The 26,786-nt window shown below is 54.6% G+C and carries 24 protein-coding genes; 14 read left to right on the top strand and 10 right to left on the bottom strand.

Annotation, left to right across the window (positions count from 1 at the left end):
- Window positions 1-6: 6 nt before the first annotated feature.
- Window positions 7-771: a 2-keto-4-pentenoate hydratase gene (locus ACMZ66_RS07345; protein ID WP_416935900.1), complete on the bottom strand. Its 765-nt coding sequence runs from the start codon at window positions 769-771 to the stop codon at window positions 7-9.
- 277 nt (window positions 772-1,048) lie between these two features.
- On the opposite strand from ACMZ66_RS07345, the gene kdgD reads away from it, so the two are divergent.
- The 10 genes from kdgD to ACMZ66_RS07295 all read left to right on the top strand — a co-directional run bounded on the left by kdgD (window position 1,049) and on the right by ACMZ66_RS07295 (window position 11,523).
- Window positions 1,049-1,975 (top strand): 5-dehydro-4-deoxyglucarate dehydratase, encoded by a 927-nt coding sequence (kdgD, locus tag ACMZ66_RS07340; protein ID WP_416935898.1) that lies wholly within the window; start codon window positions 1,049-1,051, stop codon window positions 1,973-1,975.
- Window positions 1,976-2,491: 516 nt separating this feature from the next.
- On the top strand, window positions 2,492-3,484 hold the full coding sequence (locus ACMZ66_RS07335; RefSeq protein ID WP_416935896.1) for a TRAP transporter substrate-binding protein: 993 nt from the start codon (window positions 2,492-2,494) through the stop codon (window positions 3,482-3,484).
- Window positions 3,485-3,578: 94 nt separating this feature from the next.
- Window positions 3,579-4,124, top strand: coding sequence for a TRAP transporter small permease (locus ACMZ66_RS07330; RefSeq protein ID WP_416935894.1), 546 nt, complete (start codon window positions 3,579-3,581; stop codon window positions 4,122-4,124).
- A gap of 1 nt (window position 4,125) precedes the next feature.
- Window positions 4,126-5,415, top strand: coding sequence for a TRAP transporter large permease (locus tag ACMZ66_RS07325; protein WP_416935892.1), 1,290 nt, complete (start codon window positions 4,126-4,128; stop codon window positions 5,413-5,415).
- Window positions 5,416-5,449: 34 nt separating this feature from the next.
- The gene (locus ACMZ66_RS07320; RefSeq protein WP_416935891.1) at window positions 5,450-6,244 is read left to right on the top strand and encodes an NAD-dependent epimerase/dehydratase family protein; all 795 of its coding nucleotides are present in this window, start codon (window positions 5,450-5,452) and stop codon (window positions 6,242-6,244) included.
- A gap of 102 nt (window positions 6,245-6,346) precedes the next feature.
- On the top strand, window positions 6,347-6,871 hold the full coding sequence (locus ACMZ66_RS07315) for an RNA polymerase sigma factor (protein WP_416935889.1): 525 nt from the start codon (window positions 6,347-6,349) through the stop codon (window positions 6,869-6,871).
- Window positions 6,872-6,946: 75 nt separating this feature from the next.
- Window positions 6,947-8,017, top strand: a complete 1,071-nt coding sequence (locus tag ACMZ66_RS07310) for a FecR family protein (RefSeq protein ID WP_416935887.1) — start codon at window positions 6,947-6,949, stop codon at window positions 8,015-8,017.
- An 88-nt stretch (window positions 8,018-8,105) separates the two neighbouring features.
- Window positions 8,106-10,526 carry a TonB-dependent receptor domain-containing protein gene (locus ACMZ66_RS07305; protein WP_416935886.1) on the top strand — a complete coding sequence of 807 codons (2,421 nt, stop codon included), beginning with the start codon at window positions 8,106-8,108 and terminating at the stop codon, window positions 10,524-10,526.
- Between the two features lie 85 nt (window positions 10,527-10,611).
- Entirely contained in the window at window positions 10,612-11,022 is a 411-nt protein-coding gene (locus tag ACMZ66_RS07300) for a hypothetical protein (protein WP_416935885.1), read from the top strand.
- Between the two features lie 96 nt (window positions 11,023-11,118).
- Window positions 11,119-11,523: a GFA family protein gene (locus ACMZ66_RS07295; RefSeq protein WP_416935883.1), complete on the top strand. Its 405-nt coding sequence runs from the start codon at window positions 11,119-11,121 to the stop codon at window positions 11,521-11,523.
- A gap of 51 nt (window positions 11,524-11,574) precedes the next feature.
- On the opposite strand, the gene fhuB is transcribed toward ACMZ66_RS07295, so the two are convergent.
- The 4 genes from fhuB to ACMZ66_RS07275 are packed head-to-tail and all read right to left on the bottom strand — an operon-like array spanning window position 11,575 to window position 16,278.
- Window positions 11,575-13,563 carry a Fe(3+)-hydroxamate ABC transporter permease FhuB gene (fhuB, locus tag ACMZ66_RS07290; protein ID WP_416935881.1) on the bottom strand — a complete coding sequence of 663 codons (1,989 nt, stop codon included), beginning with the start codon at window positions 13,561-13,563 and terminating at the stop codon, window positions 11,575-11,577.
- Window positions 13,560-14,489, bottom strand: a complete 930-nt coding sequence (locus ACMZ66_RS07285) for an ABC transporter substrate-binding protein (RefSeq protein ID WP_416935880.1) — start codon at window positions 14,487-14,489, stop codon at window positions 13,560-13,562. Before ACMZ66_RS07285 ends, fhuB begins: the two co-directional genes overlap by 4 nt.
- Window positions 14,490-14,492: 3 nt before the next feature.
- Window positions 14,493-15,449, bottom strand: coding sequence for an iron-siderophore ABC transporter substrate-binding protein (locus tag ACMZ66_RS07280; protein WP_416935879.1), 957 nt, complete (start codon window positions 15,447-15,449; stop codon window positions 14,493-14,495).
- A gap of 52 nt (window positions 15,450-15,501) precedes the next feature.
- Window positions 15,502-16,278 (bottom strand): ABC transporter ATP-binding protein, encoded by a 777-nt coding sequence (locus tag ACMZ66_RS07275; protein WP_416935877.1) that lies wholly within the window; start codon window positions 16,276-16,278, stop codon window positions 15,502-15,504.
- A 318-nt stretch (window positions 16,279-16,596) separates the two neighbouring features.
- Between ACMZ66_RS07275 and ACMZ66_RS07270 the strand changes: the two genes are divergently transcribed.
- Entirely contained in the window at window positions 16,597-17,487 is an 891-nt protein-coding gene (locus ACMZ66_RS07270; RefSeq protein ID WP_416935875.1) for an SMP-30/gluconolactonase/LRE family protein, read from the top strand.
- A 137-nt stretch (window positions 17,488-17,624) separates the two neighbouring features.
- Window positions 17,625-19,196 carry a YbaY family lipoprotein gene (locus ACMZ66_RS07265; RefSeq protein WP_416935874.1) on the top strand — a complete coding sequence of 524 codons (1,572 nt, stop codon included), beginning with the start codon at window positions 17,625-17,627 and terminating at the stop codon, window positions 19,194-19,196.
- Window positions 19,197-19,342: 146 nt separating this feature from the next.
- Here ACMZ66_RS07265 and ACMZ66_RS07260 read toward each other — a convergent pair whose 3' ends face one another.
- The gene (locus ACMZ66_RS07260; protein ID WP_416935872.1) at window positions 19,343-19,849 is read right to left on the bottom strand and encodes a GNAT family N-acetyltransferase; all 507 of its coding nucleotides are present in this window, start codon (window positions 19,847-19,849) and stop codon (window positions 19,343-19,345) included.
- A 26-nt stretch (window positions 19,850-19,875) separates the two neighbouring features.
- The gene (locus ACMZ66_RS07255) at window positions 19,876-21,009 is read right to left on the bottom strand and encodes a type III PLP-dependent enzyme (protein WP_416935870.1); all 1,134 of its coding nucleotides are present in this window, start codon (window positions 21,007-21,009) and stop codon (window positions 19,876-19,878) included.
- Between the two features lie 594 nt (window positions 21,010-21,603).
- Here ACMZ66_RS07255 and ACMZ66_RS07250 point away from each other — a divergent pair.
- The gene (locus ACMZ66_RS07250) at window positions 21,604-22,017 is read left to right on the top strand and encodes a DUF3830 family protein (RefSeq protein ID WP_416935868.1); all 414 of its coding nucleotides are present in this window, start codon (window positions 21,604-21,606) and stop codon (window positions 22,015-22,017) included.
- Window positions 22,018-22,133: 116 nt separating this feature from the next.
- Window positions 22,134-22,727, top strand: coding sequence for a DedA family protein (locus ACMZ66_RS07245; RefSeq protein ID WP_416935866.1), 594 nt, complete (start codon window positions 22,134-22,136; stop codon window positions 22,725-22,727).
- 61 nt (window positions 22,728-22,788) lie between these two features.
- Here the strand turns inward: ACMZ66_RS07245 and ACMZ66_RS07240 are convergent, their stop codons facing one another.
- The 3 genes from ACMZ66_RS07240 to ACMZ66_RS07230 form a co-directional block, all read right to left on the bottom strand.
- Window positions 22,789-24,435 (bottom strand): U32 family peptidase C-terminal domain-containing protein, encoded by a 1,647-nt coding sequence (locus ACMZ66_RS07240; protein ID WP_416935864.1) that lies wholly within the window; start codon window positions 24,433-24,435, stop codon window positions 22,789-22,791.
- Window positions 24,436-24,643: 208 nt separating this feature from the next.
- The gene (locus ACMZ66_RS07235; protein ID WP_416935862.1) at window positions 24,644-26,164 is read right to left on the bottom strand and encodes an alanine/glycine:cation symporter family protein; all 1,521 of its coding nucleotides are present in this window, start codon (window positions 26,162-26,164) and stop codon (window positions 24,644-24,646) included.
- Between the two features lie 33 nt (window positions 26,165-26,197).
- The gene (locus ACMZ66_RS07230) at window positions 26,198-26,632 is read right to left on the bottom strand and encodes a universal stress protein (protein ID WP_416935860.1); all 435 of its coding nucleotides are present in this window, start codon (window positions 26,630-26,632) and stop codon (window positions 26,198-26,200) included.
- Window positions 26,633-26,786 lie beyond the last annotated feature (154 nt).

The following is a 26,786-nucleotide window of genomic DNA, read 5'->3' as shown; positions in this document are numbered from 1 at the left end:
GTCCGATCAGACCTTTTTGATTTCGGCGGTCACGGTGCCAAGACCATCAAAGATCGCCTCGATCTTGCCAAACGGGCTGATGGTCGGAAGCGCACAGGCGCCCGTGGTGATCACGTCACCTTGCATCAATTTCTTGCCGCGCTTGGCAAGGAACCCAACCAGATATTCCAGCCCGCCGAAAATTTCCGGCCAGGCTTCGGGATCGTCATTGGTGGCCAAAACTGCGCCATTGCTTTTGGTCGTTACCGTGCCGCCGATGAAACCAAGATCGCGCCAGCCTTCAATTTCCGCACCCAGCACGAAATAGCCGGTTGAATTCAAATCAGCCAACGTCTGGATCGGGTCCTGCTTTTCATGATAGCGGCGATCGGCAATCTCGATCGCAAGATGGATGCTTTTGATGTGATCAAGGATATCGCTTGATGTCGCATCCGGGGCAGGGCTGCTTTCCATCACCACGGCAATTTCCGCTTCGATATTGGGAAAATGCAGATCCTTGGTGGTCAGAACCGCACCCTCGGCCAAAATGCGGCCATCCAGAAGCGGGCCGACCAGCGGGCCTTCTGCGCCGATCTTTTCCTGTGCGGCGCGCGTCGCAACCGCAAGCTTCCAGCCCGCCTGTTTCGCACCGGTCAAAGCCAGTGTCGCATCAAGCGTGTCATAGGCTTCATCAAAGCTTGTCGGCGCAATGTCCGCTGGCAGCGGATCAATCAGTTCATGATTAAGGAAGGCATCCGCAAGGATGCGGCTTGCTTTGGTGATGTCAGTCATCGGTGTCTTCTTGGCTGTGGGTCATAACAAATGTGCCCTGACCCTAGCGGGCTTCGTGGGTGAAGTCATCATATCAATTGGTTCGATTCGTCAAAATCGGACGATTTTTCAGTCATCATACAAAAGTTCAATCACCGCAAAACCACAAGGATCACCGCGTTTTTCCCGGTTTTCTGCCGGGTGGATAAGGTTTGGGTAATATGTTTGACAAAGTGGTATGATGAATTTATAGATTCGTCATAGTTATTTTGACGTATTCAGACTTGAAGGACGCTTGATGCATTATCTTGAGATGAAAAAGGCGATTGGCGCCGGGCTGCTTTCTTTCCCGGTAACGCCTTTTGATGCCGAGGGTCATCTGGACCTTGCGGCGTATCGCGCACATGTCGGCTGGTTGTCGCAATTCCCGGCAACGGCATTGTTTGCAGCAGGCGGCACGGGCGAATTCTTCTCGCTCACCCCGGCAGAGGTCGTGCAAACCGTGCGCGCAGCCAAGGAAGTTGCAGGCGATACGCCAATCATTGCCGGTTGTGGCTATGGTACGGCGATGGCGGTTGAACTTGCCAAGGAATGTGAAAAGGCCGGTGCCGATGGTTTGCTGCTGTTGCCGCAATATCTTGTCGGGGCCGAGCAGGAAGGTCTTTATGCCCGTGTGAAGGCCGTATGCGATGCGGTCGAGATCGGCGTGATTGTCTATAACCGCGACAATTCGATCATTTCGGCTGAAACCCTTGCCAAGCTGTGTGACGTCTGCCCGAACCTGGTCGGGTTCAAGGATGGCCATGGCAATATCGAAATGGTGACCAAGGTCTGCACGCTTCTGGGCGATCGTCTCTCTTACATCGGTGGCATGCCGACCGCAGAAGTTTTCGCCAAGGCCTATAAGGCCGCAGGCGTGACGACCTATTCATCGGCGATATTCAACTTCCTGCCGCAGCAGGCGCTTGATTTCTATGACGCGCTGACCCGCGATGATGACGCGACGATGAACCGCGTGCTCAAGGAATTCTTCTATCCGTATCTCGATATCCGCAATCGCGGCAAAGGCTATGCCGTTTCCATCGTCAAGGCGGGGATGCGGGTTATCGGGCGCGATACCGGACCGGTTCGCTCACCCCTGACCGATCTGACGCCCAAAGAACATGACATGTTGGCCGAGGTCATCCGCAATGCCTATGGCGATGGTGCGTTGCGCGTGGCTTAGGGGCAGGGCCCACCCGTTTGGTTTGAATGGTCAATCAGATTTGTGCGGATACGCGAAGCGAAGCCGCCGGAAGATATCCATCTTTCAAGGCTTCGCGACAAAGTAGCGGTGCAAATCCGATTGATCCGAAAGGACAGTCACTATGTTGAAGAACTCCGTCGTCAAACCCCTTGTCCGGGATACCAACCCGCTCTGCGGGCTTTTCCTAGGATTTCTTCAACATAGTGACTGCCATTCCAATCAAACGGGTGGGTCCTGCCCCTCGGTAGGCAGTGCCAAGACGACATGGGACCTGCCATTTATCCCGGTAGGTGGTTCTGCCGGGATAGATATTCGCGACGCCAAAATAATAACCGGCGCGCATTCGACCATAGGGACTTATTAGACTAGTTGTTAATTAATCTGATAGTTGTCTTTACAAGTGGGCAATTGTAAGATCATATGACAACAAACAAGGCCCGATAAGGGAAAACAAGGCTTTAACGTAAGTGACAAAATGTCTCGGGAGGACTCCAAATGAATAACTTTCTGAAAACCACGACACTGACGATTGCAGCTGCTGCTGTGTCGGTGGCGCTGGCATCGGGTGCACAAGCAAAAGAATGGCGCGGCTGGAACATCCATCCGCCGGAATATCCGGTTTCGACCGGCATGGAAGAATTCGCCAAGATCATCAATGAAAAATCCGGCGGCGATCTGGAAGCCAAGGTTTACCATGGCGGCGTTCTGGGCAACCAGCCTGACGCGATCCAGCAGGTCCGTCTTGGTGGTCTGGACTGGGCTGTTTTCAACCTCGGCCCGCTGGGTGAAGTTGCACCCGAAGCAAACGTTGTTTCGCTGCCCTTCATCTTTAAAAACGTCGATGCCATGCACAAAGTCATGGACGGTCCGGCGGGTCAGCAGATTGCTGATGGCCTGATTGCCGCTGGCCTGCAGCCGCTTGGCTGGTACGATTCAGGTGCGCGTTCCTTCTATAACACCAAGCACCCGATCAACACCCCGGCTGATCTTCAGGGTCTTAAGTTCCGTGTCATGAGCAACGATCTGTATGTTCAGATGGTCGCAGCCCTTGGCGGCAACGCAACCCCGATGGCCTATGGCGAAGTTTACCAGTCGCTTAAAACTGGCGTGATTGATGGTGCTGAAAACAACTATCCGTCCTATGACAGCTCGGGCCACTTTGAAGCGGCAAAATACTATTCCGTGACCCAGCACCTGATCCTTCCGGAATGCCTCTGCATCAACAAGGCGCTTTATGACGGCCTGTCTGATGAAGACAAAAAGACCGTTCAGGAAGCAGCTGATGCATCGGTTGCCGTTCAGCGCGCCGCATGGGCCGCACGTGCCGAACAGTCCAAGGAAAAAGTCATCGCTGCTGGCATCGAAGTAAACGAAGTTGCCGACAAGCAGGCTTTCCAGGATGCGATGCAGCCTGTCTATGACAACTTCATCAAGGCAAACCCGGATCTGGCTGATCTGGTCAAAGCCATCCAGGATGCGCAGAAGTAAGATAGGTCTTTGAACGGGCGGCGATATTATCGTCGCCCTTCTTTCTTTTCCTACTTATTCTATTTCTGGTTATCCACTTTCCGGATGTGCTTGGATGCTTTCACGTCTTACCAATTTGATTGACCGCCTTGGGGGCGGTATCGCCGGTCTGCTGAATTTGATCGGCGGCCTGGCACTTGTCGCTCTGATCCCGAGCTTCGCCTGGCTGGTGTTTGGCCGCTATGTGCTCAATGAAACGCCGACCTGGGTTGAACAGATTTCCCTGATCCTGATCGTTCTGATCACGTTCCCGGTCGCGGCCGCTGGCATGCGCGATAACAGCCACCTTTCCGTTTCGTTTTTCCGCGATGCGCTTCCGCCCAAAATCGCTGCGATTGTTGCTGCGATCAGCTACGCCGCGATGGCGTGGTTTGGCTATTGGATGCTGGTCGGCGGCATGGATCTGGTGTCGTTTAACTGGGCCAAGAAAATGCCGATCATTCATATTTCGGATGGTTGGCGTTCGGTGCCGATGGCAGTCTGCGGGGCAGGGATCGCGTTTTATAGCGTGGTACACATCCTTAAAATCATTACCCGCTGGAAAACCATTTCCAGTGCCGAATTTTACCACGACGATTTGCTGAACAAGGACGTGAAATAAGATGGGCATGACCATTCTTCTGGGCGTGTTTGCCATCGGTATTCTGATCGGTATGCCCGTCGCTATTGCACTTGGCATTGCTGCCCTTGGTGCGTTCTTTTTTGAAGGTCTTCCGACCCTGATCGCGTTTCAGCGCATCGGGTCTGGCATTTCGGCCTTTTCCCTTCTTGCCATCCCGTTCTTTATCTTTGCCGGCGAGTTGATGCTTCATGGCGGGATTGCATCAAGGCTTGTGCAATTCGCGACCGCCCTTGTTGGCAGTCGGCGCGGCGGTCTTGGCATTGTGAACGTGTTTTCATCAATGCTGTTTGGCGGCATTTCCGGATCCGCCGTAGCTGATACATCCGCCCTTGGATCGATCCTGATCCCGGTGATGAAAAAGGAAGGCTACCGCGCCGATTACGCCGTAAACGTCACCGTCACATCATCAATCGCCGGGATCATGATCCCGCCCAGCCATAACATGATCTTGTATGCAGTGGCCGCAGGCGGGGGCATTTCGATTTCCAAGCTGTTCATGGCGGGCGTCGTTCCGGGCATCATCATGTGCGTGTTGCTGGGGCTTGCGACCTGGCTGGTTGCGATCAAGCATGGCTATCCGGCTGAACCATTCCCGGGTTGGGCAGTGGTTTGGCGCACGGCTGTGCGCGCCATTCCGGGCTTCTTTACCGCTGTCATCATTGTTGGCGGGGTTTTGAGCGGTGTGTTCACCGTCACGGAATCAGGTGCCATCGGGGTGGCCTATGCGCTGATCATTACGGGGCTTGTGTATCGGGAACTTAGTTGGGCTGGCTTTATTGCCGCGGTCAAACAATCGGCCAAGACAACAGCCCTTGTGATGCTTCTGGTCGGTTGTGCATCGGCTTATGGCTATATGCTGGCCTTCTATCAGGTGCCTGATGCACTGGCCGAGGCCATCACAGGGATCACCGATAACCCGATAATGGTGCTGTTGCTGATCAATATCATGCTGCTGATTGCGGGCATGATCATGGATATGGCGGCCCTTATCCTGATTTGCACGCCGATCTTCCTGCCGCTGGCGGTGCAGTTTGGCATGGACCCGATCCAGTTTGGCATGGTGCTGATGATGAATTTGGGTCTTGGGCTTTGTACGCCGCCGGTGGGATCGTGCCTGTTTGTCGGCTGCGCGATTGGTGGTGTGAAAATTGAAAAAGCCGTGCAGTCGATCTGGCCATTTTATCTGGCGATCCTGTCTGCCCTGCTTCTGACAACCTATATCCCCGCGATTTCAATGACGCTTCCGAACCTTGTGTTTGGTGCGAATTGATCGTGGGTTACTACGGATATCAACGAGGATAATTATGAAACGTTTGCTGATTACCGGTGCTGGCGGAAACCTTGGCAAGATCTGCCGTGAAGGGCTTAAGGGCTATGCCGATGTCATTCGCCTGTCAGACATCGGCCCGATGGACCCGGCGGGACCAAACGAAGAAGTCGTTCAATGCGATCTGTCGGATCGCGCGGCTGTGATCGAGCTTACCAAGGATGTTGATGGCATCATTCATCTGGGCGGCATTTCCATTGAGGCGGCGTTTGATGATCTGCTTCAGGCCAATCTTGCGGGCACCTATAACCTGTATGAAGGTGCGCGTCAGAACGGGGTTGGCCGTGTGATGTTTGCCAGCTCCAACCATGCGATTGGCTTCCACAAACGCACCACCAAGCTTGATGATAAATCCGAACATCGCCCCGATAGCCTTTATGGCGTGACCAAATGCTATGGCGAGGCAGTGGCGAGCTATTATTACGACAAGTTCGATGTTGAAACCGTCTCGGTGCGGATCGGGTCGTGCTTTGAAAAGCCGCGTGATCGCCGGATGTTGTCCACCTGGATGAGCCCGCGTGACTTTATCTCGTTGATGAAGGCGATCTTTGCAGCACCGATGACCGGCCATCTGGTGATGTATGGTGTTTCGGACAACAAATCGAAATGGTGGAGCAACGACCACGCCGATTTCATTGGCTGGAAACCACAGGACAGCTCCGAACAATTCCGGGCCGAAATCGAAGCCGCATTCCCGATCGAAGATCGCAAGGACCCGGCCGTGATTTATCAGGGTGGGGGCTTTGCCGCCAAAGGTCATTTCGAAGACTGATTTCCCGTCAGCTTCCTTTTGAATTGACGCATGGTCAGGATTGTCTATAAGCACAAATGAAAATGATAACGGTTATCATTATCGAAATTCGGATGTGTGATCATGGCGGTCTATGACCGTTTCTGGGACGGGATTTACCAACAATATCGCGAACGGCTGTTGCGACAGGTGCAGAAATATCTGCCCGCGCGCGACGAAAGCCATGACGTCTTGCAGGACCTGTATGTTCAGCTGCGCCATCGCAATGTCAATCCGTCCGACATTTCCAACCCGCCGGCCTATATGATGCGCATGGCGACCAATCTGGCGATTGATGCTGTGCGCCGCCATAAGCGCAACCCGCTTGAATTCACCGATCCGGCCGAGATCAGCGAAATGGGCGGAACAGTTCATCAATCGGTCACGCCAGAACAAATCAGCTCGGACCGGCAGCGTCTTGATATCATCCGCGATGCGATTTCGGATCTGCCGCCACGCTGTCGCGAGGTGTTCTTGCTGTGCAAGCGCGATCATCTCAGCACCCAAGAAGCCGCCGACCGTTTAGGCATAAGTCGCAATATGGTGGAAAAGCATTTGCGTCAGGCGCTTGGGCATTGCAAACAGGTACTGGCCCGCCATGAGAACTAGACATCCTCATTCAAGCGGCCCAATCGTCAAAGAGATAACAGGTTTCGTTGCCAAACGCCGGGTCCCGACATTGCCATGACTGAATTCCGCTATCCCGAAGACTGCAACGGCAATGATCAGATTGCTGATTTCTGGGCCGTGCGCCTGGATCAGGGCGACTTGACCGCGCCCGAAGACATGGCATTCAAAGCCTGGCAATCATCTGATCCGGAAAATGAAAAACGTCTGACCCGCGCGCGTCAGGTGTGGCACAGCATGGAATTTGCCGTCGCCGAGGCGATTGATATCCCCGATGATCGGGCGTCAAACACGCCGACCCGCGATATCACGATGGACGAGTTTGATAGCGAAGCTGTCCGCCGTGATCTTGAACGATTGGGCGCACTTGAAGGTGGCGGTGGGCGTTTGCCCGGTATGCGATCTGCCAAGCGTCGCGCGCGTCCCGTTTGGGCACTGATGACCATCCTGTGTCTTCTTGGTCTTTGGGGCTATTCCGCGTTTCAGCCCGAACCCGATCTGATTGCCGCAAGTGATGCCAATGTCGTCACATCCATTCATGAATTGCCCGATGGATCGCGCATGTGGATGGAGCCGGGCACCCGGATTGGCATCGATTTCACCGATCACTATCGCGATATCAGCGTTCTGGATGGCGGCATCTTTATCGAAGTCGCCAAGGACGCCAATCGACCACTTCGCGTGCATATGAACCGTATGACGGCAACGGCTGTCGGTACGGCATTCAGCGCATCGAAATGGGGTGGTCATGTCCGGGTGGAAGTATCTGAAGGCACGGTCGATCTTGAAAGCCGTACTACCAAGCTGGCCCGTCTAACGGCTGGTCGCGCATCCTGGCAGGACGAAGACGGCGATTTGCATTTTGCCGCGATGGACCCGGCCCGCATTGCGCCGTGGCGCGAAGGTCGCTGGATCGTCAAGGATATGCCAATAGATGAGCTGTTTGGTCGTCTCTCACCGCTTATGGGTGATGAGACCTTTGTGCGTGATCCGATGTTGGGCGAGATCACTGTATCGGGCAGCTTTGATCTGACAAAACCCGACAGTGCCTATGGTGCGTTGCTTGTGGCTTACGGCCTGACAGACCGGGCATTTCCGGGCGGTTTCAGAATAATTTCAAGAAAATAGAAAAATCTACCTCCTCAAATCCGGGGGGTCGTTCGTCATGAAGGTAATAGTGATTTGCATTATTATTTTCAAGCGAAGGGGTATAGCTTTGAAAGCGAAGAATTTCGGGATGTCGCGCCTGTTGGGGAGCACGGCTTTGGTCGCAACATTCATGATCGCAACCGTGCCGATGGCACACGCACAAGACACCAGCAATCAGGCACAACCGGTTTCAATCGCCGCAGGAAATCTGCGCGCTGCCATCGATCAGGTGGCCGAACAATTTGGTTTGCAGCTGATTGTCCAAGGTGATCTTGGTGGGCTCAATAGCGGGGCGGTATCTGCCAATCTATCTGCGCCCGAAGCCCTTCATGTCCTTTTGGCGGGTTCTGGCTATCAGTTCGAGTTCGTCACCGAAGACAGTGTCAAAATCAGCCCGGTTGCAGCGGGGGCACCCGCAGTCGAAGGTGCGGTTGTTTTGCCCGATGTTGTCGTTACCGCAACCCGTTCGCGCCGCTCGCTTAGCACCATGTCGCCATCGGTTGTCGTGATTGGCCGCGATCAGATCGAAGCACAGTCAGCCAAAAGCAGCGACATCACCAATGTGATCCGCAATAGCGTGCCGGGTTTCATGTTTGATGATCAAAGCCTGATCGCCAGCACGGAAACCTTCCGTGGCCGTGATGTTCAGGTGCTGGTTGACGGGGTGTCGCGAAATACACCACTTCGTAACAGCAGCCGCATTCTTTCCATGATCGATATTCAACAGGTTGAAAGCATCGAAGTCATTCCGGGCTCAAACGCGCTCAATGGCGACGGCGCAACCGGGGCCACGATTAACATCATCACCAAAACGGGTGAGGCCGGCAAAAACACCTTCGTCGTTGATGGTCATGTCAAAAGCTATACCGACGATATCGGTGAAAGCTTCTCGCCATCTTTGACCCTTTCGGGCAGCGGTGGTGTTGGCAAGGTTGATTGGGCGGCCAGTGTCACCGGATCAAAAACCGGTAATGCCTATGACGGTTATGGCAATCAGGTGCCATCCGATGCGATGTTGGGGCAGGGCGGGTTTGATAACGCCGAAGACCTCAACCTGTTTGGCAAAACCGGTGTGACCCTTGCCGAAGGGCACCGTGTGTTTCTATCGACCGAGGTGGTCCGGTTTCGTCAGGACATTGAGTATAACCCGGACCTGACGACCGATCCGGTCTCGGTGGATTACGATAATCCCTATCGTGCACAGCCGCTTGAAGATGAAAGCCAGTATTTCACCGCCGGTTATGAATATGATCTTGGCAAGATCGGCACCGGTGATCTGAAGCTGTTTTACAATGACAGCTACAAACAGGCCGCGCGTGCGGATTACCATGCTTCCTACAATCCGGCACTCGTCGCCCTTGCCAGCAGCGGCTCGACCGAAGATCCGCTGGGTCAGTCGGTGATTGAGGCGGTCAAATACGGTATCAAGCTTTCAACCGATACCAGTCTTGATATGGCCTATGATGGTCTGACCCTGACCTGGGGTGGGGATTTGACCTTTGATGATGTCAAATACCGCACGGTGAGCGACCGCGATATTGGCGCGCCGATGGAGCAGGACGGCAAGGCGATCTTTGCCCAGCTGAGCGCGCCGGTGACCGACTATGTCGATCTGTCAGGTGGTGTGCGCTATGAAACCTATGACCTCACGGTCAAGGATTTCACCCGCCCGAACTATATGCGTTATGTCGGCGGGGTCGGGACGGCCTATATCGGTGCGGCGGCCTTCACGGGGGGCAATACGACCTATAACGCAGTCACCTATAACGCGTCCGCCGTGGTGCATTGGACCGATCAGATCGATACATCTTTTAGCTACAGCGAAGGTTTCTCCGTCCCCGATGTCGGGGCCTATACCCGCCGTGCCGGTATCAGCGGCGTTTCAATGAATTTTGCCGATATCGATGTCGATGCGTCCAAGGTCAAAACCTATGAGATTGCCGCGCGCTTTACCGGGCAGGATTTCCGCACGACTGGCGCGGTCTACATGAGCACCAATGAACGCGGCGATAATTTCGATAGCTCGACCAACTCGCTCAGTCAGGAAAAGGAACGCATCCTGGGTGCGGAACTGACCGGTGAATATGACATTTCCGAAGACACCTATATCGGTGCCTTGGCGTCCTATGTCGAAGGTCGCTATGACACCAACGAAGACGGCGATCTTGATAGCTGGCTTCCAAATAACCGCATCCCGTCACCGTTCCGCTTTACCGGCTATGTCGATAGCCACGTGTGGGATGATCTGAACCTGCGTTTTGATGGCACCTATACGGCAGGGCGCAACAAAATCAAAACCGCCAAGATCAAGCCAAGCCTTGTCTTTAACCTGTCGGGCAACTACCCGGTTTTGGGCGGCACTGCGCGCTTCGGGATCGAGAATATCCTTGATACCAGCTACGAAAACCCGGCGGCAACCGCCCTTCGTGGTTATTCGGTTGCAGGCCACGGCCGTGCAGTCACCATCGGTTTCCGTCGTGAATTCTAATTGCCACCATACCATTTGATCTGATCCATCCATCGGCCCGGCGGTTTATTTATCCGCCGGGCTTTGGCGCATAAAGGAAGCCCCTATGTTTCGATCAAGCACACCTGCCAAAGACATCGTTTTGTTTGAAATGGTGGATCGCCAAAGTGATGAAGATGGCAAAGCCTATCTCGCGGCCCTTGCGGCACTTTCGGCGCGATCCGAACCGGCAATCCTGATTTTCCGGGTGGCGGGCGAGATTAATCAGGACCACGAAATCCGCAAACAGGCCGCCGCATGGTTCAAGCAGAAGCGTGATCGGTTGGGCATGTTTGCCAAGGGGCTGATCCGGGTTGATGAAGGCCATCATCATGGCGATGGGGAAATACATAGCCATGATGCGGATGACCCCGAACAAAGCAATTTCGCCCGTATGTTGCCATTCCCGGTCCGGCATGTGGCATCGCTTGACGCCGCATATGATCTTGCGCGTGATTGGCCGCCTTCTGACAGCTAATTGATCTGACAAAGAAATTTCTGTGACGGGGTTGGAATGTGATAATTGTTCATGTTATGTTCTTTTGGTCAAGAGCCACCATAACGGGATTTAAAAATGATCAAGGGAAGCTGCCTTTGCGGCAAGGTTACGTTCGAGATTTCTGGCGAGCCATCATCGCTCAGCTATTGTCACTGTTCACGTTGCCGAAAGGCGGCGGGCGTTTTTTCCGCTGTTGTCATTGGCAAGGCAGAAGATCTTCACCTGCGAAGCGGGGAAGAGGTGATTGGCCGCTTCAAGGATGCGGAGTTAAAGTTTGAACGGTGCTTCTGCAAGGAATGCGGAACGTCGCTTGGTGATCTGTCATCGGGCCAGATTTACGTCATGGCGGCATCGGCCTTGGATGATGATCCAAAAATCCGCCCGTCGCTGCATATCCATACCGCGTCCAAACCCGACTGGTATGAGATCAAAGACGATCTGATGAAGTTCGAAGGCGACTATATTCCGCCCGCTAGCTGAGGCCGACAGGCCATGAAAGAACAGGCGTCATGGTTTGCATGACGCCTGTAATTATCGATTACGGATCGCAAGGATCAGGAAGTAACTCGTACCGATCAAGGCGGCAATCAGCCCGGTCGGAAGCTGTGCCGGGTACAGCATGTTACGCGCCAGCCACTCGGCCACCATCATCACATTCACCCCGATCAAAACAGCGCCCAGCAAATGCCCGCCTGCCAGGCGATAGCCCGCCACACGCGCCAGATGCGGTGCCATCAGGCCAACAAAACTAAGCGGTCCGACAAGAAGCGTCGCACTGGCAGCCAAAATGGCAGCCAACAGCATCATGGCAAACTGAAACACCGAAATGCCAAGACCAAGCGATACTGATTGATCCGTGCCCAAGGATGCCAGTTCAAGCGGACGGCGAAGGGCAATGGCGGTGATCAAAAGAGCTGCTGTGATGCCTGCAACAATCATCACTTCATTCATATTGGTGAAATAGGTCGTCCCGGCCAGCCAGGACATCAGCATGGATGTTTGTGTGCCACCCCGTGTCAAAACGATGCGAACGATTGCGCCTAAAATCGCGGTCAGGGCCAAACCATTGAGCAACATGTAATGCGGCGCATGGGTGAATTTGCGACATAGTCCCAGCAGAACAAAGAGCGAGATGATGCCACCCGCAGCGCCGATCGCCATCAACTCGGCCCGTTTGCCAAATCCGAAAATGGCAAGGGCAACGATCATGGCAAGGGCGGTGGCCGAACTAACCCCGGTGATTTCCGGACTGGCCAGCGGATTGCGCCCGACCCGTTGAATAAGGGTTCCGGAAACCGCCAAAGCTGCCCCGCAAATCATCGCGGCAAAGGTGCGCTCTGCCCGGCCAAGTGCTATGTCGGCACCGTCCGCATTCCAATCGAGCAACACCAGCGCATGACCATCAAAGGAAATCACCAGTGATGCAATGATGCCGACCACCAGGGTGGCAAGAAGGATGATGCTCAACTGGGATTTGGATGTGATTTCCTGATCGGAATGATGATCTTCGCTTTGCCCGCCGGGCATGATGCGCGCCTTGCGCAGGATAAAGATGATAAAGGGCGCACCAAAAAGGGCGGTCGCCGCGCCCGTCGGCAAAACATCCCCGCCAAGCCCGTTAAACTGGCGCACAACAAAATCAATGATCAAAAGCGCAAAGCCACCCGTCAGAACCGAGTGGATCATAAGATCGCGTGATCTGGTCAGTCCGGCAATGCGAAGGGCGGCGGGAACGGCAAGCCCGACAAAACCGATCATGCCTGCAGCAGAGATAACCGATGCCGTGATGAAAACCGCAAAGCCAAGGATCAGCAGGCGAAGGACTGTGACCTTTGCGCCAAGCGAACTTGCCGTGTCATCGCCAAGGGCCAACAGATCAAGCGGGCGCGACAGGGCCAGAATGGCAATCATGCCAATCATCACACGCGGCAACACAAAGGCTGTATCTTCCCAGCCGTTCTGGGCCAGATCACCAGCGCCCCACATGAAGATCGACTGCAGATATTGCTCGTTAAACAGCAGGACGATCTGCGATCCCGATTGCAGCAGCAGATTGACAATCATGCCCGCCAGAATAAGCCAAAGCGTCGCATTACCGCGCTTTGATGCAATCAGATAAACCGCGCCAAGGGCGATCATCCCGCCGGCCAGGGCAAAGGCTTCTTGAAATATCGCAAGGGATGCCGGGGCGATCAGAACAAAGATGGTCAGGGCAAATTCAACACCCGCACCAACCCCCAATGTGGTCGGGGATGCCAGCGGGTTACGTAATACGGTCTGGATCGCAGCCCCCGCAAGGGCCAAGCCCGCCCCGCATAGAAACGCCATCACAAGGCGGGGTAGGGTGCTGTAATGAAACAGGATTTGATCAAAATCGGTTTCATCGGGTGTCAGGATCACCTGACCTGCCAATCCCTTTTGCAGGAACGGCCAGAAATCAATGGCAAGGACCGCGATTGAAAGGGCGCCAAGCGATATCAGAAGTGTTGCAGGCAGGCGCGCAGGCGTCGAATGCGTCATGAATGCGGGCCGTTCTCAAGGCTTTCAGCCAGCAGTTTGGCAAAGCGAAGGCCCGATGGCACGCCGCCGTAAGCCCAAACGACCGGAAGCTCATAGACCCGACTGTTACGGGTGAAATCCATCACCTTCCACATCGGGGAGCTCCAGATTTTGTTGATCACCACATCTGGCACCGGGTTGGTATAGACAACCGTACCCTTGGCATAGGGGGCTAAAATCTCAAACCCGCCGCGCGCAAAGCCCCATTTATTGATCGCCCCGTCATAGGCAACTGGCAAACCCATCGCGCCCAGAACCGATCCCGGAAGCGATGATTTGGCAAAGATGCCGACATTGCTGTCATCAAAGAAATAGATGATGTTAAGCATCGGGTCGTTGCCCAAAACAGCCGTGATGCGATCGCTATATTCCGCAAGCTTTTGATCGACATGGGCAAGGTAAGCCTCGGCCTGTTCTTCGCGGCCGGTGGCCTTGGCGATTTTGGCAAAAACATCGCGGGCTGCCTCAAATGCCGGGCGTTTTTCATCAAACAGGCGAAGTTCAAGCACCGGGGCAATTTCTGCCAGCTTCTCATAGGCCATGCCGATATCGGGGATGGTAATGATCAGATCGGGTTTTGCTTCGCGAAGCGCTTCAAGATTGGGCGAGGATCGCTGCCCCAGATCGACGAAGCTTTCGGGCAATTTCGGTTCGGAAACCCATTCGACATAATCCTGCGGATCGGCAACCGCGACCGGATCAAGGCCCAGCGCAATCACGGTTTCGGTAAAGGACCAGTTGATGGTGGCAATGCGTTTTGCCGGGGCCTCAAGGGTTAGGATGCCGCGTTCATGTTCGATCTCGATCGGGTTGGCCATGGCATCAGATGCGATCATGACAGCAAGGATCAGGGCAAAGACGCCACAAAGCGCGCGATAGGCTGTCATGGCTTATGATCCGCTGGCTGGGTTGTGGGCAGACGTCACCGCATCGGCGAGTAATTCGGCAAAGCGGGCAGCGGAAAGCACCCCGCCAAAGGTCCAGCTCGACGGGATGGCATAGACATGGTCATTGCGCGCAAACGGCATGGCTTTCCAGATGGCAGAGTTAAACAACTTGCCCTGAATGGCCGGGGCAATCGGTTCGACATAGGCAAACTGCGCATCGCCCATTTTTGCAAGATCCGCCACATCGCCATTATGGAATGCCCAGCCATTCACATCCCCTTCCCAGGCATTGGCAAAGCCCATGCGATCAAGCGTGGAGCCAAACAAAGACATTTTGCCGTGAATGCGGAAATGGGCTTCATCAAGGATGCGTACGACGGCGAATTTGGCTTCATCGCCAACCGCATCGAGAATACGCTGGGCGGCGGCCTCAATCCGCGCATTGGCAGTAACAATCACCTCTTCGGCCTTTTCGGGTACACCGGCGATCTTTGCCACATTGCGCAGCAGTTCTTCGGCGCGATCAATCGCTGGTTCGTTACTGCCCGTGTTATAGATCGAAAACACCAGTGTCGGCGCAAAGCTTGAAAGCTTGTCATGGGCCATCGCGACATCGGCACTGATCAGGATCGCATCCGGCTTGGCTTCGCGAAGCGCTTCGAAATTCGGTTCGCGCCGGGTGCCAAGATCAGAAAACGTGGCTGGCAATTCCGGCTCCACCACCCACAGGCGATAGCCGTCTGCTTCGGGGATTGCGACCGGATCAATGCCAAGCGCCAGAAGGCTTTCGGTTAGCGACCAGTTCGATGCGGCAAACCGGTTTGGCGTTTGGGCAAACTCAACTTCCCCCAATTCATGGCGAATGGTTTCGGCCACGGCTGTCATCGGGGTGAGGGCCGTGAATGCGCTCAATGCTACTGCGCAGCCAAGCGCCAGCGCGCCAATCGGTTTGGTGAACATGGATTTCTTCCTTTTGGTGGGGCGGAACTGGATGCGCATCGAGCGAGTATTTTTAGGCGACATAGCTCACCGTGCGGGCTGTGCCCGGAAGGCGGATGACATCAATGTCGGTCTGGAAAATGTCGCGCAATGTCTCGCCGCGCATGAAATCACCTGCCGTCCCGCGCCAGCAGGTTTTCCCGCCGCGAAGGGCAATGATGTGATCGGCAAATCGCCCGACCATATCGATATCGTGCAAAACGGCTATGACGGTCAGATTGCTGTGATCTTTCAGATTGGCGACCAGTTGCAAAATATCGCGCTGATGGCCGACATCAAGGGCCGAGGTCGGCTCGTCCAGCAGCAATATCGGCGCATCCTGAGCGAGCAGCATGGCAAGCCAGACCCGCTGGCGTTCCCCGCCCGACAGGCTGGCGACCAGACGGTCCTTGAAACCCGTTACATGGGTCAGTTCCATCGCCTGATCGATCTTTGCGTGGTCTTCATCGCGGTATCGCCCGAATGCACCGCGCCACGGATACCGCCCAAAGGCGACCAGTTCGCGGACACTTAAATGCGGCGGCACAACCGGGTTTTGCGGCAGATAGGCGACCTTGCGCGCAAAATCACCGGTGCCATGATCGGCAAGGTTTTTGCCATCAAGCATCAAGGTTCCCGCATGGGCCTTGTTCTTGCGGGCAAGCAGTTTCAAAAGCGTACTTTTGCCCGATCCGTTATGACCGACAATCGCGCTAAACGCCCCGGTCGGGAAATCAACCGTGATGGCATCAAGCAGCGTTTTTGGGGTCTTGCCGTCACTTTTGAATGTGACGTCTTTCAGATCGAACATGTGCCGGAAACTCGCATAATCAGTAATCGGGGCAGGCGGGCATCTGTGGCGGCAATTACGGCGTGTAACATGCCGGACGCACGCACCTTTCCAATCTGAGAATGCCTATCAATTACTTGGCGTAAATGCAACCGAGTTGCGATCGCAAACAGTGAAAATATTGCCTGAAATTTAAATCATCATACAAAATTACTTTTCAGATCTATCCATTCCGGGTAGCAATAGAAATAACAGAATTCCCGTGCCGGAATGGTTGGCGATTTGCCATCATTCTTTCGGGACAAAGCGGAAAACCGCACGAAATATCAGGGAGAAACCATGGCCAACGTGAAAACCGTATTGCCACACCTGCGTTGCACATTGGGCGAAGGTCCGCATTGGGATGCCAAGGACGGCGTTCTGTATTGGGTCGATATCGTCGGCAAGACCGCCTATGCATTGCGCCCGCAAGACGGCGGATCGCGCAGTTGGACCTTTGATCAGCCGGTCGCGGCCATTGTCCCGCGCGAAAATGACGGGCTTTTGGTTGCCCTTGCCGATGGCTTGGCATTCCTTGATCCCGAAAGCGGGGAAACAACGCCCTTTAGCGCACCCGATAGCGACCATGCCGGCAATCGATCCAATGAAAGCCGCGTTGATCCGGCGGGGCGGTTCTGGCACGGCACGATGCAAAACAATATTGGCCCGAATGGCGAAGACCTGCCTGTTACGGTTTCGAGCGGAACGCTCAACCGGGTTGGCGCGGATGGGGAACCCGTGCGGTTCTTATCGGATATCGGCATTTCCAATACGCTTTTATGGTCGGTCGATGGTACCAAGATGTTCTTTGGCGATACGATCAAGGACACGCTTGATGTCTATGATTTCGACATGGAAACCGGTGTGCCGAGCAACCCGCGCGTGTTCTTTGGACCGCAGGATCGTGGCAATATGGACGGATCGGCGATGGATGCCGATGGCTATATCTGGAACGCGCGCTGGGGCGGGGGATGTTTGATCCGCTTTGCCCCGAATGGTGAGGTCGATCAGATCATTGATCTGCCCGTGACCCAGCCGACCAGCTGTGTGTTTGGCGGCCCGGATCTGAAAACGCTTTACATCACCTCGGCCGCAGTCGGGTTGGAAGGCAATGGCAACGAACTTGAAGGTGCGTTGCTCTCGATCCAGACCGACGTCGCCGGACAGCCCTGCACCCGGTTTGCCGGATAGAAAGGTGAACTAAAAAAGTTTGGGTGCGGAAATTAATTCGTTTTGCCGCTTTTTGGCCTTGGTTTTCCGTATTTTTGGCGGCACCATTGTGTGAATAAAACCACACAATCAAAAAATACGAGCAAACCGGGGTTACAATGAAACCTTTCTCATCCGCACACATGTGGGTACGGGCAGTTATTGCCATTGGCATGGTCGGAATATTATCGGGCTGTGCGGGGTTCCAATCCAGTCAGACCAGCGTGACCGGTTCGGTCGCCTATCGCGAAAGGATTGCCCTGTCGCCTGATAACACCTTCCTTGTCGTACGGCTTCTTGATGTGTCGCGTGCCGATGCACCGGCCATTGAAATTGCCAAGCTGCGCCAACAGGTCAGCAACCCGCCCATGGTGTTTATCCTGCCCTATGACCCGGCCGATATTGATCCGCGCATGACCTATGCGGTCGAGGCCGTAATTGAAAATGCCAAGGGCGATACCCTGTTTCGCAATGATCAGATGTATCCGGTCTTAACCCGCGATGCGCCAAGTGATGTCGATATCATGGTTCGTCAGGTCGCACGTGCGCAGTCCGATGGCGCGCGCAAGACCAAGGGCGGCGATGTTGCCCGCGATGTGGCCGCGATCGAGGCCAAGCTTGGTGATATGCGCGTGATCCCCGGTCAATATGCCGCGTCCGATCATACCGTAACCTATAAGGCATATGTCTCGGCCGATGGTGACCCACTTCTGGTCGACGAGCATCGCGATCTTGGCGATTACGGTGTGTCGGAGGTCAAACTTTACTATCGCAATAATCAGCTGCTGCGCTTTTCCGAAACGGCAACGCGGGTGAATTACGGCGGGGCCAGCGATGATCAGCCGCTGAAATACGACCTCAAGCTTGATTTCGCCCAAGGCCGCTTTGCCAGCGGGACCAAAACGGTCAATGGCATGGCAAGCCAGCCCGATGAACATGAAATCAGTGGCGCGCTATCGCAAAGCAAGGTCGCCCTTGCGCGCATTGATGCGATGCTGGCGCAACTCAACACCAGCCCGGCACCGCTTGCCGGATCGCGCTACTTCGTTTGCGAAGATCAAAGCCGGTTTTCGGTTTCGTTCGATCCAAAGGGCGAACGTGCAATTGTCGAGTTCCCCGGTCGTGAACCGCTTGAACTGGCCGTCATGCCGACCGGATCGGGATATGGTTATAGCAACGATGTCTATGAGTTGCGCGGCAAGGGCGGGGATGCCATCTGGCACACTGCATCGGACAAAACGCGCTGCGCGGTATCGGCCGATCCCGTCGCATTGCGTCTGGCACCGGGCAATTTCCCGGTCGTGAAGGTAAGCGAGCTTAAAGAAAAGGGCACAGGTATCTGGACCCAGTATTTTGACGAACTGCAACCCGCCATCACCGCCTGCCTTGGTAAAAATCCCGGTGATCTGGTGTCGGTCGTCAAAGCCTGGCCGATGAACCACGGCATGGTGGGCGTGCGTACCATTAATGGCAATGGCGGTCGTTATGATTGTCTGGTGCCGTCTGATGGGCTTGGCACGGTTCATACCGAACTGGTTGAAACCACCACCAATATCCTGCCCGGCGAAGATGATGTGCGCTTTACCCCTGCCAACGGGGCGTACCCGAATGGCAAATGTTTCAGCCACGAACGCCTCGAACAGGGTGGTGTCTTTGTCGGCTGGCTGTCGCAGAAAACCTGCGAGCCATGAGCTGATATGATGTGAATTGAACATCCCCGTTTGCGACAAAGCCCCGCACTGTTTGCGGGGCTTTGTTTTTGCGCGCAACGCATAAAAAAATCCCGGCAGGGGGCTAGCCATACCGGGATTTCAAGGGGGAATTCTAGCTGCTGGTTCTAGTGGGTCATCGCACCGGTTGCGTAAAGCATACCGTGAGATCCACTGAGAACATCTTCATTACCAAGATTGATCGCCTGGAACCGGTGACGATCAAAATGGCCGGGCATCAAAAGCCCGCTTGCCGGATTGGCATGGAAGCCAAAGCGCGCGTAATAGTCCGGATCACCCACCAGTAGAACCGAACGGTGACCGGCTGATTGTGCAGCATTGAGCGCTGCATAAACCAGACCGGCACCAACGCCAGAACCGCTATAAGCCTTTTCGACTGCGAGCGGGCCAAGCAACAGCGCATCACCGCTGTTGCCTGCTTTGACATTCCACAACCGTACGGTACCGATCATCTGTTTGCCGTCGTGGGCGACAAACGCAAGACCGTCCGCCGGAAGCCGATTACGGCGCAGGATTTCAGACGATTTCTGAAACCGCGCCAGACCCATGACGCGATCAAGCAGCTTTTCGCGTTCAATGTGCGAATAAGCGCCTTCGCGATCAATCGTGATCATTGGCGTATCTTTCCCGAAAAAAGGGGTCAGATGATGTATGCGGTCAACGGCGAGAAGCCGTTAAACGCAACAGAAGCATAAGTGGTGGTATAGGCACCCGTGGCTTCGATCAGAACTTCATCACCAATGGTCAGTGCGACCGGAAGGTCATAAGGTTTCTTTTCATACAGCACGTCAGCAGAGTCACAGGTCGGACCCGCAAGAACGCAGGGAGCAACATCGCCACCATCATGCACAGTGGTGATCGGGTAACGGATGGCTTCATCCATGGTTTCGGCAAGGCCACCGAATTTACCGATGTCGAGGTAAACCCAACGCACCGGATCATCTTCGTGTTTGCGCGAAATCAGAACGACTTCGGCTTTGATCACGCCTGCATCACCAACCATGCCGCGGCCCGGTTCGATAATGGTTTCAGGCATGTGGTTGCCAAAGTGGGTGTGAAGCGCGTCAACGATCGCTGCACCATATGCTTCGGTCGCCGGAACGTCGCGCAGGTAACGGGTCGGGAAACCCCCGCCCATATTGACCATGCGAAGAACGATGCCTTTGTCAGCCAAAGTACGGAAGATCGCAGATGCTTCTGCCAATGCGGTGTTCCATGCATCAAGGTTGCACTGCTGCGAACCAACGTGGAACGACACGCCATAGGCATCCAGACCCATGTGATGGGCATGTTCAAGAACTTCGAGTGCCATCGAGGGCGCGCAACCGAATTTACGCGACAGCGGCCATTCAGCACCTACGCCATCGGTCAGGATGCGGCAGAATACCTGCGCACCCGGTGCGACACGGGCAATTTTTTCGACTTCTTCGACGCAATCAACCGCGTAAAGGCGAACACCCATCTGATAAGCGCGCGCAATGTCGCGTTCTTTTTTGATGGTGTTACCAAACGAAATGCGGTCCGGGCTTGCACCAGCGGCCATCGCCATTTCAATTTCAGGGACAGATGCAGTGTCGAAGTTGCTGCCAAGATCGGCAAGCAGGCTCAGAACTTCCGGTGCCGGGTTTGCTTTGACCGCATAGAAAATGCGGGAGCTCGGAAGCGCACGGGTAAAGGTCTCGTAGTTGCGCTGTACAACGTCGAGGTCAACAACAAGGCAAGGGCCTTCCGGACGGTTCTGTGCGAGAAAATCAATAATACGCTGAGTTGCCATTGGGGCGTTCTCCCATTCCACGATATGGCAGTTGCAGATACCTGATGCGTATGAGCGCGGTGGAGGCGCATGACGCGGACTACCTGCGAACTGAATAGCTCCGGGGCCAACCGGAACTTGCGAAGTCTGCCTCGCTATGGAATGGGGGTTCCCGCTCCGCACGTGGGCAATGATGGTGTGCCTCTTTAGTGTCGGTGGATTTGGACGCCACCTGAGACCAAAAAAGCCCTACACCGTCGTTGCTTTAAGTAAGTCCTACGGGTTCCAGTAAGCAGGACCACCACAGGCACGTGCGACTTTGGGCAAGGCGGGATTTACGCCCATTGCTTTTCGCGCGCAAGTGAAATTTTCACCCGTTTTGTCATGAAACAATCGCAGGATCGTCGAATAACCGATACCGCAACGCAAAAAATGGCTCAAAAGGCCGGGTTTTGACTTTGCAAGAAATTGAGTTCCCGCATTTTGGTATGGGGCATTGCAATTTGTGCATGGTTCGAAAGGCGATTGACCATCCTTTGACGACGCGATAGCCCTTGGTTACAGCACGAAAATGACCACGCCATATCGGCGTCGCCCCACCGAACTGGAACAACCATGACAAAAATCAAAATCACCGCAGGCCCGTTCACCTTTGATGGTGTGCTTGAAACGCAAAAAGCGCCGGAAACCTGCAAGGCGTTTTTGGAACGCATGCCGTTTGAAAGCAAAGCCGTCCATGTCCGCTGGAGCGGCGAGGGTGTCTGGATGCCGCTCGGCGATTATCAGTTCGGTGTTGGCTATGAAAACCACACAAGCTTCCCGGCACCGGGCCAGATTATCCTCTATCCGGGCGGGATCAGCGAAACCGAAATCCTTTTGGCTTATGGCGGCGTTCATTTCGCATCCAAGGTCGGCCAGCTTGCCGGTAACCACTTCATCACGGTCACCAGCAATCTTGAAGACCTCGAAAAGCTTGGCAAAATGACGCTGTGGGAAGGTGCCCAGCCGATCCGGTTTGAAGTTGCCTGATTGCAGTAAACCCGATCCGGTCATCTGCATTAAAGGCCGGTGTGAAGTCGCACACTGGCCTTATGTGTTGCCCTGGATTAGAACGCCTCAACACTTATAATTAGGCGGGTTGTGCCTTGATCGAGACGATTAATCTTTGGATTCGGGATCATCAGGATCTGGTCTATATCCTGATCTTTACCTATTGCGTCAGCAAATCCAGCATCCTACCGGTCTTTGCCGGTATTCTGGTCGCGTCCGAAAGCCTGCTTTTGGGGCCGTCGCTAACCGCGATGATTGCGGGCGGGATTATCGGTGATCTGGTGCGTTACGGGCTTGGTCGGCGTTACGGTAATGCGATTATTGGCAAATTGCCGAAATCCTTTGCGGGCTGGATGGGCAAGACCATGCGCCTGTTTGAGCATTATGGCGTCGCCTATATCCTTTTATGCCGTTACCCCAACACCATTCGCATGATCGGCATGCTTCCGGTCGGCATGAGCAAGATGCCGGTGGTGCGTTTCCTGCCGCTTAGCGTTATCTCGATCCTGCTTTGGGTCGGAGTTTACTTCGCATTGGGCTATAGCCTTGGTGCGAGCATGAGCGAGCTTTTGGAACGCAACCTGATGCTGGTGGGCCCAGTGCTTCTGATTGTGTTTGTTGGACTGGGTTGGTACGGCCTGCGCCGGATTGACAAGCTTGAAGAACGCGCGCTGAAAGCCACCGAATAGGCAAAAGAAAACGGCAGCCACTGGGCTGCCGTTTCTGTATTTGCGTCAGGCGAGATGATGCCTATTCAGCAGCAATCGTCTTGCCGTCTTTTTCAAGCATCTCGCCCTGTTTGCGTTTGGCAAGGATTTCACGCGCCTTGGCGTAGCTTTCATCATGCCAGAAGATCAGGCAACCGTTACAGCCACGGCCACAGCAGCCCTTGGTGCCAACGCGCGGGGTGCGGAAAGAACGTTCCTTCTGGCGGTCATCAAGGGCGGTCTGAAGTGCTTCGCGTTTCGCGTCATAGCGCTCTTCGTTGCCTTTGCCCATCTCGATCTTGTGGCCTTCCTGGTCAAGTTTCAGGCGCTGCCATTCGTCTTCCGAAAGCGCCTTTTCCTTGCGCACGATGGTCATCGGCAGGATTTCGCGTTTCAGGAATTCCGGGTCTTCCTGTTCAAACAAGCTGAACGGAAGGCGGATGCGCGGATGGGTGTTGGCATGAACCGCTTCGCCGACCTTGCCGGTTTTGGCGTCGATGAATTCATACATGCGGATGAAGATGGTCTGACGCGAACGCGGCGGGACGATTTCGATCACGTCACCGGGCAGCATGCGGTTTTTGACCGACATGATAAAGGCGTCGTCTTCGACTTCCTCGATCATTCCGGCAAATTCCCAATCCGACACGTTGGTGTTGCTGTCATAGCCGTGCGCATAATTGGTCAGACGACCATCATGGAAGGCCAGCGTGTAACCACGGTTCGGAATGGTCGAGAGTTCCTTCATATATTCTTCGGCTGACCAGTTTTCCGGGTCTGCGTACCAGTCATCAATCGCCATGCGGTATGCGCGCGCAACGAGACCCGCGTAATAGGGGCTTTTGCCACGGCCTTCGACCTTAAGGCTATCGACACCGATTTTCAGGTAATCTTCAAGCTTTGGCATGATGCACAGATCACGCGAGTTCAGGATGTAGGAGCCACGCTCGTCCTCCTGAATTTCCATCAGCTCGCCCGGACGCATGTCTTCTTCAAGGAAGAAGTCAAACATCTCAAGGTTTTCTTCGGTCAGTTTGAGTTCCTTGACCGTGCCGTCCTTAAGCTTCATGTGGACTTTGTATTTCCAGCGGCACGAGTTGGCACACGCCCCCTGGTTCGCACCACGTTCAGCCATGAAGTTCGAAAGCAAGCAACGACCGGAATAGGTCATGCACATCGATCCATGCACGAAGGCTTCGATCTTGATGTCCGGGCATTGCGCGCGGATTTCGGTCAGTTCCTCGTAAGAAACTTCACGGCCCAGAACCACAAGCTTCGCACCAATGCTTTGCCAGAATTTCACGGACTGCCAGGAACAGACGTTGGCCTGGGTCGAGACATGAAGATCAAGCTCCGGTGCATGTTCGCGGACAAACATGAAGACACCCGGATCGGCCACGATCAGGCCATCGGGCTTACATTTGCGGACGGTATCGACATATTCCGGAAGCTTGTCGATATCCTTGTTATGCGAAAACAGGTTCAGCGTCAGATAAACGCGAACGCCATGTTTATGCGCAAATTCGATCCCTTCGACCACGTCATCAAGTGACATCTGGCTTTTGACGCGCAGCGACAGGTCCGGCGTGCCCATATAGACGGCATCAGCGCCATAAAGCACAGCAACTTTCAGCTTCTCGAGCGAGCCTGCGGGCATCAGCAATTCGGAACGGCGCGATTGATCACTCATCACTTGCGGGTCTTCTTATCGGTCATACGGGAAATCTCTCTGGCGCGGCTTCTATCACAGCCTGCTGCCTGTGCCGATTAAAATCGCATATTTGCCGGGGTTTGCATAGCCGAAGCGTTGATCAGCAGCCATGTCCCGCTTGCAGGGCGTAAACCAAAACACCCCCACCAATGGGCAGGGGTGTTTGGAATTGTTTCAAAATGTTGGCTTATTTGACCTTTTTGATCTCACCGCTTTCGATCTTGGCCCAATACTGGTTGATTTCACCACGCACCACCGGCATCAGGAAATAAAGGCCGATGATGTTGGGGATCGCCATGGCAAAGATCATGGAGTCCGAGAAATCAATCACGGGACCGAGGCTCATGGATGCGCCAACGATCACGCACAGGCAGAAGAACAGCTTGAAAATGATCTCCTTGCCTTTGCCTTCACCGACCAGATAGGTCCAGCTTTTAAGCCCGTAATAGGACCATGACAGCATGGTCGAGAAGGCAAACAGGACAACTGCCAGTGCCAGGATCAGCGGGAACCAGGTAAAGGCCGACGCGAATGCGGCTGAGGTCAGCTCAACACCGGTAAGACCGGAATTCAACTCGCCACTAATCGTGATCACAAGGGCGGTCATGGTGCAAATCACCACCGTATCGATGAACGGTTCAAGAAGGGCAACATAGCCCTCGGTAACCGGTTCCTTGGTGCGGACAGCCGCGTGTGCGATGGCTGCAGAACCAATACCGGCTTCGTTGGAGAAGGCTGCGCGTTTGAACCCCTGGATCAGGGCGCCGACGACACCGCCAGCAACGCCAGCCCCGGTAAAGGCGCCAACAAAGATCTGGGCAAAGGCATCACCGACCATTGTGATGTTTGAGAGGATAATGATGATGCCCGCGGTGACATAGATAACCGCCATAAACGGCACGATCTTCTCGGTCACCTTGGCGATGGATTTGATGCCGCCAATGATAACCACGCCAACAATGATCGCCATGAAAAGTCCAAACAGCCAGCCGGACCCGGCGAGGAAGCTGTTTTCTCCACCTGTTACATTGACAACCTGCTGGAAGGCTTGATTGGCCTGAAACATGTTGCCGCCACCAACCGCACCACCAATGCAGCAGATTGCAAACAGGACCGCCAAAACCTTGCCAAGGCCGGGCTTGCCCTTTTCGGCCAGACCCTTGGACAGGTAATACATCGGCCCGCCCGAAACACGCCCATCGGCATATTCGTTACGGTATTTCACGCCCAGCGTACATTCGGTGAATTTCGATGCCATGCCCAAAAGCCCGGCAAGGATCATCCAGAATGTTGCACCTGGCCCACCGATGGAAACAGCAACGGCAACCCCGGCAATATTGCCAAGGCCAACCGTGCCCGAAAGGGCGGTTGCCAATGCCTGAAAGTGTGAAACTTCGCCAGCATCCTCGGGATGGGAATAATCCCCTTTGACCAGCGAAATGGCGTGGCCGAATTTACGGAATTGCACAAACCCGAAATAGAGCGTGAAGATGGTTGCTGCGACCACCAGCCAGCCGACAATCAACGGGAATGCTGTGCCGCCAATCGGCACGGAATAGAACATGGTTCCGGCAATCACATTTGAAATCGGTGCGATTGCCTGATTGATGGCTTCATCAAGGCCGGCTTCCTGCGCATGTGCAATTTGGGGCAGGGTGGCCGACATCATTGCCGCGGCCGTGGCCGCTGCTGTCTTGTTCCAGAACATGATGTTTCTCCGGTTTAACTTTTCGTGATTGCCTTACGGAACGACAGTGACCGGAACAGGCGATGCCTGAACCAGGGTAAGCGGCAAACTGCCCAGCAGTCTTGCGCCAAGCGTCGATCCACCCTTGCGGCCAACGATGATCTGACAGGCATTTTTCTGTTTTGCGATGTCACATATCAGTTCGCCGGAATGGCCGTAACGGACCTCCGAAGTCACCGGTATTTTCAATTTTTTAAGGGTATCAAGGGCGGGTTTGAGCGTCTGCTCTGCCCTGGTAAGTTCTTCTGTACGCCGTTGATGGCGTTCTTCAAGCTCCTGTGTCGACAGGAAGCTGTATGGGGACCACTCCAAGACAAAAACAAGATGCACGGCACAGCCGACTGCTGTTGCACGCTGGCCCGCGAATTCCACGGCGCGCTGTGCTGCATCTGTTCCGTCATAGCCCACAAGTATTGGCTGATCGGTCATTTGCTTCTCCTGATCAGATGCTGAAAATTTCAGGCTGATCCTCCCACGGCACGCGATGCAGATCCCCTCTGCACCAGTCGCTTGGTCAGTGACGGCGGCATGACGGTTCCCCCGATATGCATTTACCACCGCCAGCTGAGGCGACGCGAAAAGC

The organism is Thalassospira sp. (genome assembly GCF_048059015.1).
Taxonomy (GTDB): Bacteria; Pseudomonadota; Alphaproteobacteria; order Rhodospirillales; family Thalassospiraceae; genus Thalassospira.
This window is presented reverse-complemented; position numbering and strand designations above follow the sequence as displayed.

Excerpts from the sequence above, each read along its gene's own strand:
- ACMZ66_RS07345 (WP_416935900.1), bottom strand. The coding sequence starts at position 771 with ATGACTGACATCACCAAAGCAAGCCGCATCCTTGCGGATGCCTTCCTT.
- kdgD (WP_416935898.1), top strand. The coding sequence starts at position 1,049 with ATGCATTATCTTGAGATGAAAAAGGCGATTGGCGCCGGGCTGCTTTCT.
- ACMZ66_RS07335 (WP_416935896.1), top strand. The coding sequence starts at position 2,492 with ATGAATAACTTTCTGAAAACCACGACACTGACGATTGCAGCTGCTGCT.
- ACMZ66_RS07330 (WP_416935894.1), top strand. The coding sequence starts at position 3,579 with ATGCTTTCACGTCTTACCAATTTGATTGACCGCCTTGGGGGCGGTATC.
- ACMZ66_RS07325 (WP_416935892.1), top strand. The coding sequence starts at position 4,126 with ATGGGCATGACCATTCTTCTGGGCGTGTTTGCCATCGGTATTCTGATC.
- ACMZ66_RS07320 (WP_416935891.1), top strand. The coding sequence starts at position 5,450 with ATGAAACGTTTGCTGATTACCGGTGCTGGCGGAAACCTTGGCAAGATC.
- ACMZ66_RS07315 (WP_416935889.1), top strand. The coding sequence starts at position 6,347 with ATGGCGGTCTATGACCGTTTCTGGGACGGGATTTACCAACAATATCGC.
- ACMZ66_RS07310 (WP_416935887.1), top strand. The coding sequence starts at position 6,947 with ATGACTGAATTCCGCTATCCCGAAGACTGCAACGGCAATGATCAGATT.
- ACMZ66_RS07300 (WP_416935885.1), top strand. The coding sequence starts at position 10,612 with ATGTTTCGATCAAGCACACCTGCCAAAGACATCGTTTTGTTTGAAATG.
- ACMZ66_RS07295 (WP_416935883.1), top strand. The coding sequence starts at position 11,119 with ATGATCAAGGGAAGCTGCCTTTGCGGCAAGGTTACGTTCGAGATTTCT.
- fhuB (WP_416935881.1), bottom strand. The coding sequence starts at position 13,563 with ATGACGCATTCGACGCCTGCGCGCCTGCCTGCAACACTTCTGATATCG.
- ACMZ66_RS07285 (WP_416935880.1), bottom strand. The coding sequence starts at position 14,489 with ATGACAGCCTATCGCGCGCTTTGTGGCGTCTTTGCCCTGATCCTTGCT.
- ACMZ66_RS07280 (WP_416935879.1), bottom strand. The coding sequence starts at position 15,449 with ATGTTCACCAAACCGATTGGCGCGCTGGCGCTTGGCTGCGCAGTAGCA.
- ACMZ66_RS07275 (WP_416935877.1), bottom strand. The coding sequence starts at position 16,278 with ATGTTCGATCTGAAAGACGTCACATTCAAAAGTGACGGCAAGACCCCA.
- ACMZ66_RS07270 (WP_416935875.1), top strand. The coding sequence starts at position 16,597 with ATGGCCAACGTGAAAACCGTATTGCCACACCTGCGTTGCACATTGGGC.
- ACMZ66_RS07265 (WP_416935874.1), top strand. The coding sequence starts at position 17,625 with ATGAAACCTTTCTCATCCGCACACATGTGGGTACGGGCAGTTATTGCC.
- ACMZ66_RS07260 (WP_416935872.1), bottom strand. The coding sequence starts at position 19,849 with ATGATCACGATTGATCGCGAAGGCGCTTATTCGCACATTGAACGCGAA.
- ACMZ66_RS07255 (WP_416935870.1), bottom strand. The coding sequence starts at position 21,009 with ATGGCAACTCAGCGTATTATTGATTTTCTCGCACAGAACCGTCCGGAA.
- ACMZ66_RS07250 (WP_416935868.1), top strand. The coding sequence starts at position 21,604 with ATGACAAAAATCAAAATCACCGCAGGCCCGTTCACCTTTGATGGTGTG.
- ACMZ66_RS07240 (WP_416935864.1), bottom strand. The coding sequence starts at position 24,435 with ATGAGTGATCAATCGCGCCGTTCCGAATTGCTGATGCCCGCAGGCTCG.
- ACMZ66_RS07235 (WP_416935862.1), bottom strand. The coding sequence starts at position 26,164 with ATGTTCTGGAACAAGACAGCAGCGGCCACGGCCGCGGCAATGATGTCG.
- ACMZ66_RS07230 (WP_416935860.1), bottom strand. The coding sequence starts at position 26,632 with ATGACCGATCAGCCAATACTTGTGGGCTATGACGGAACAGATGCAGCA.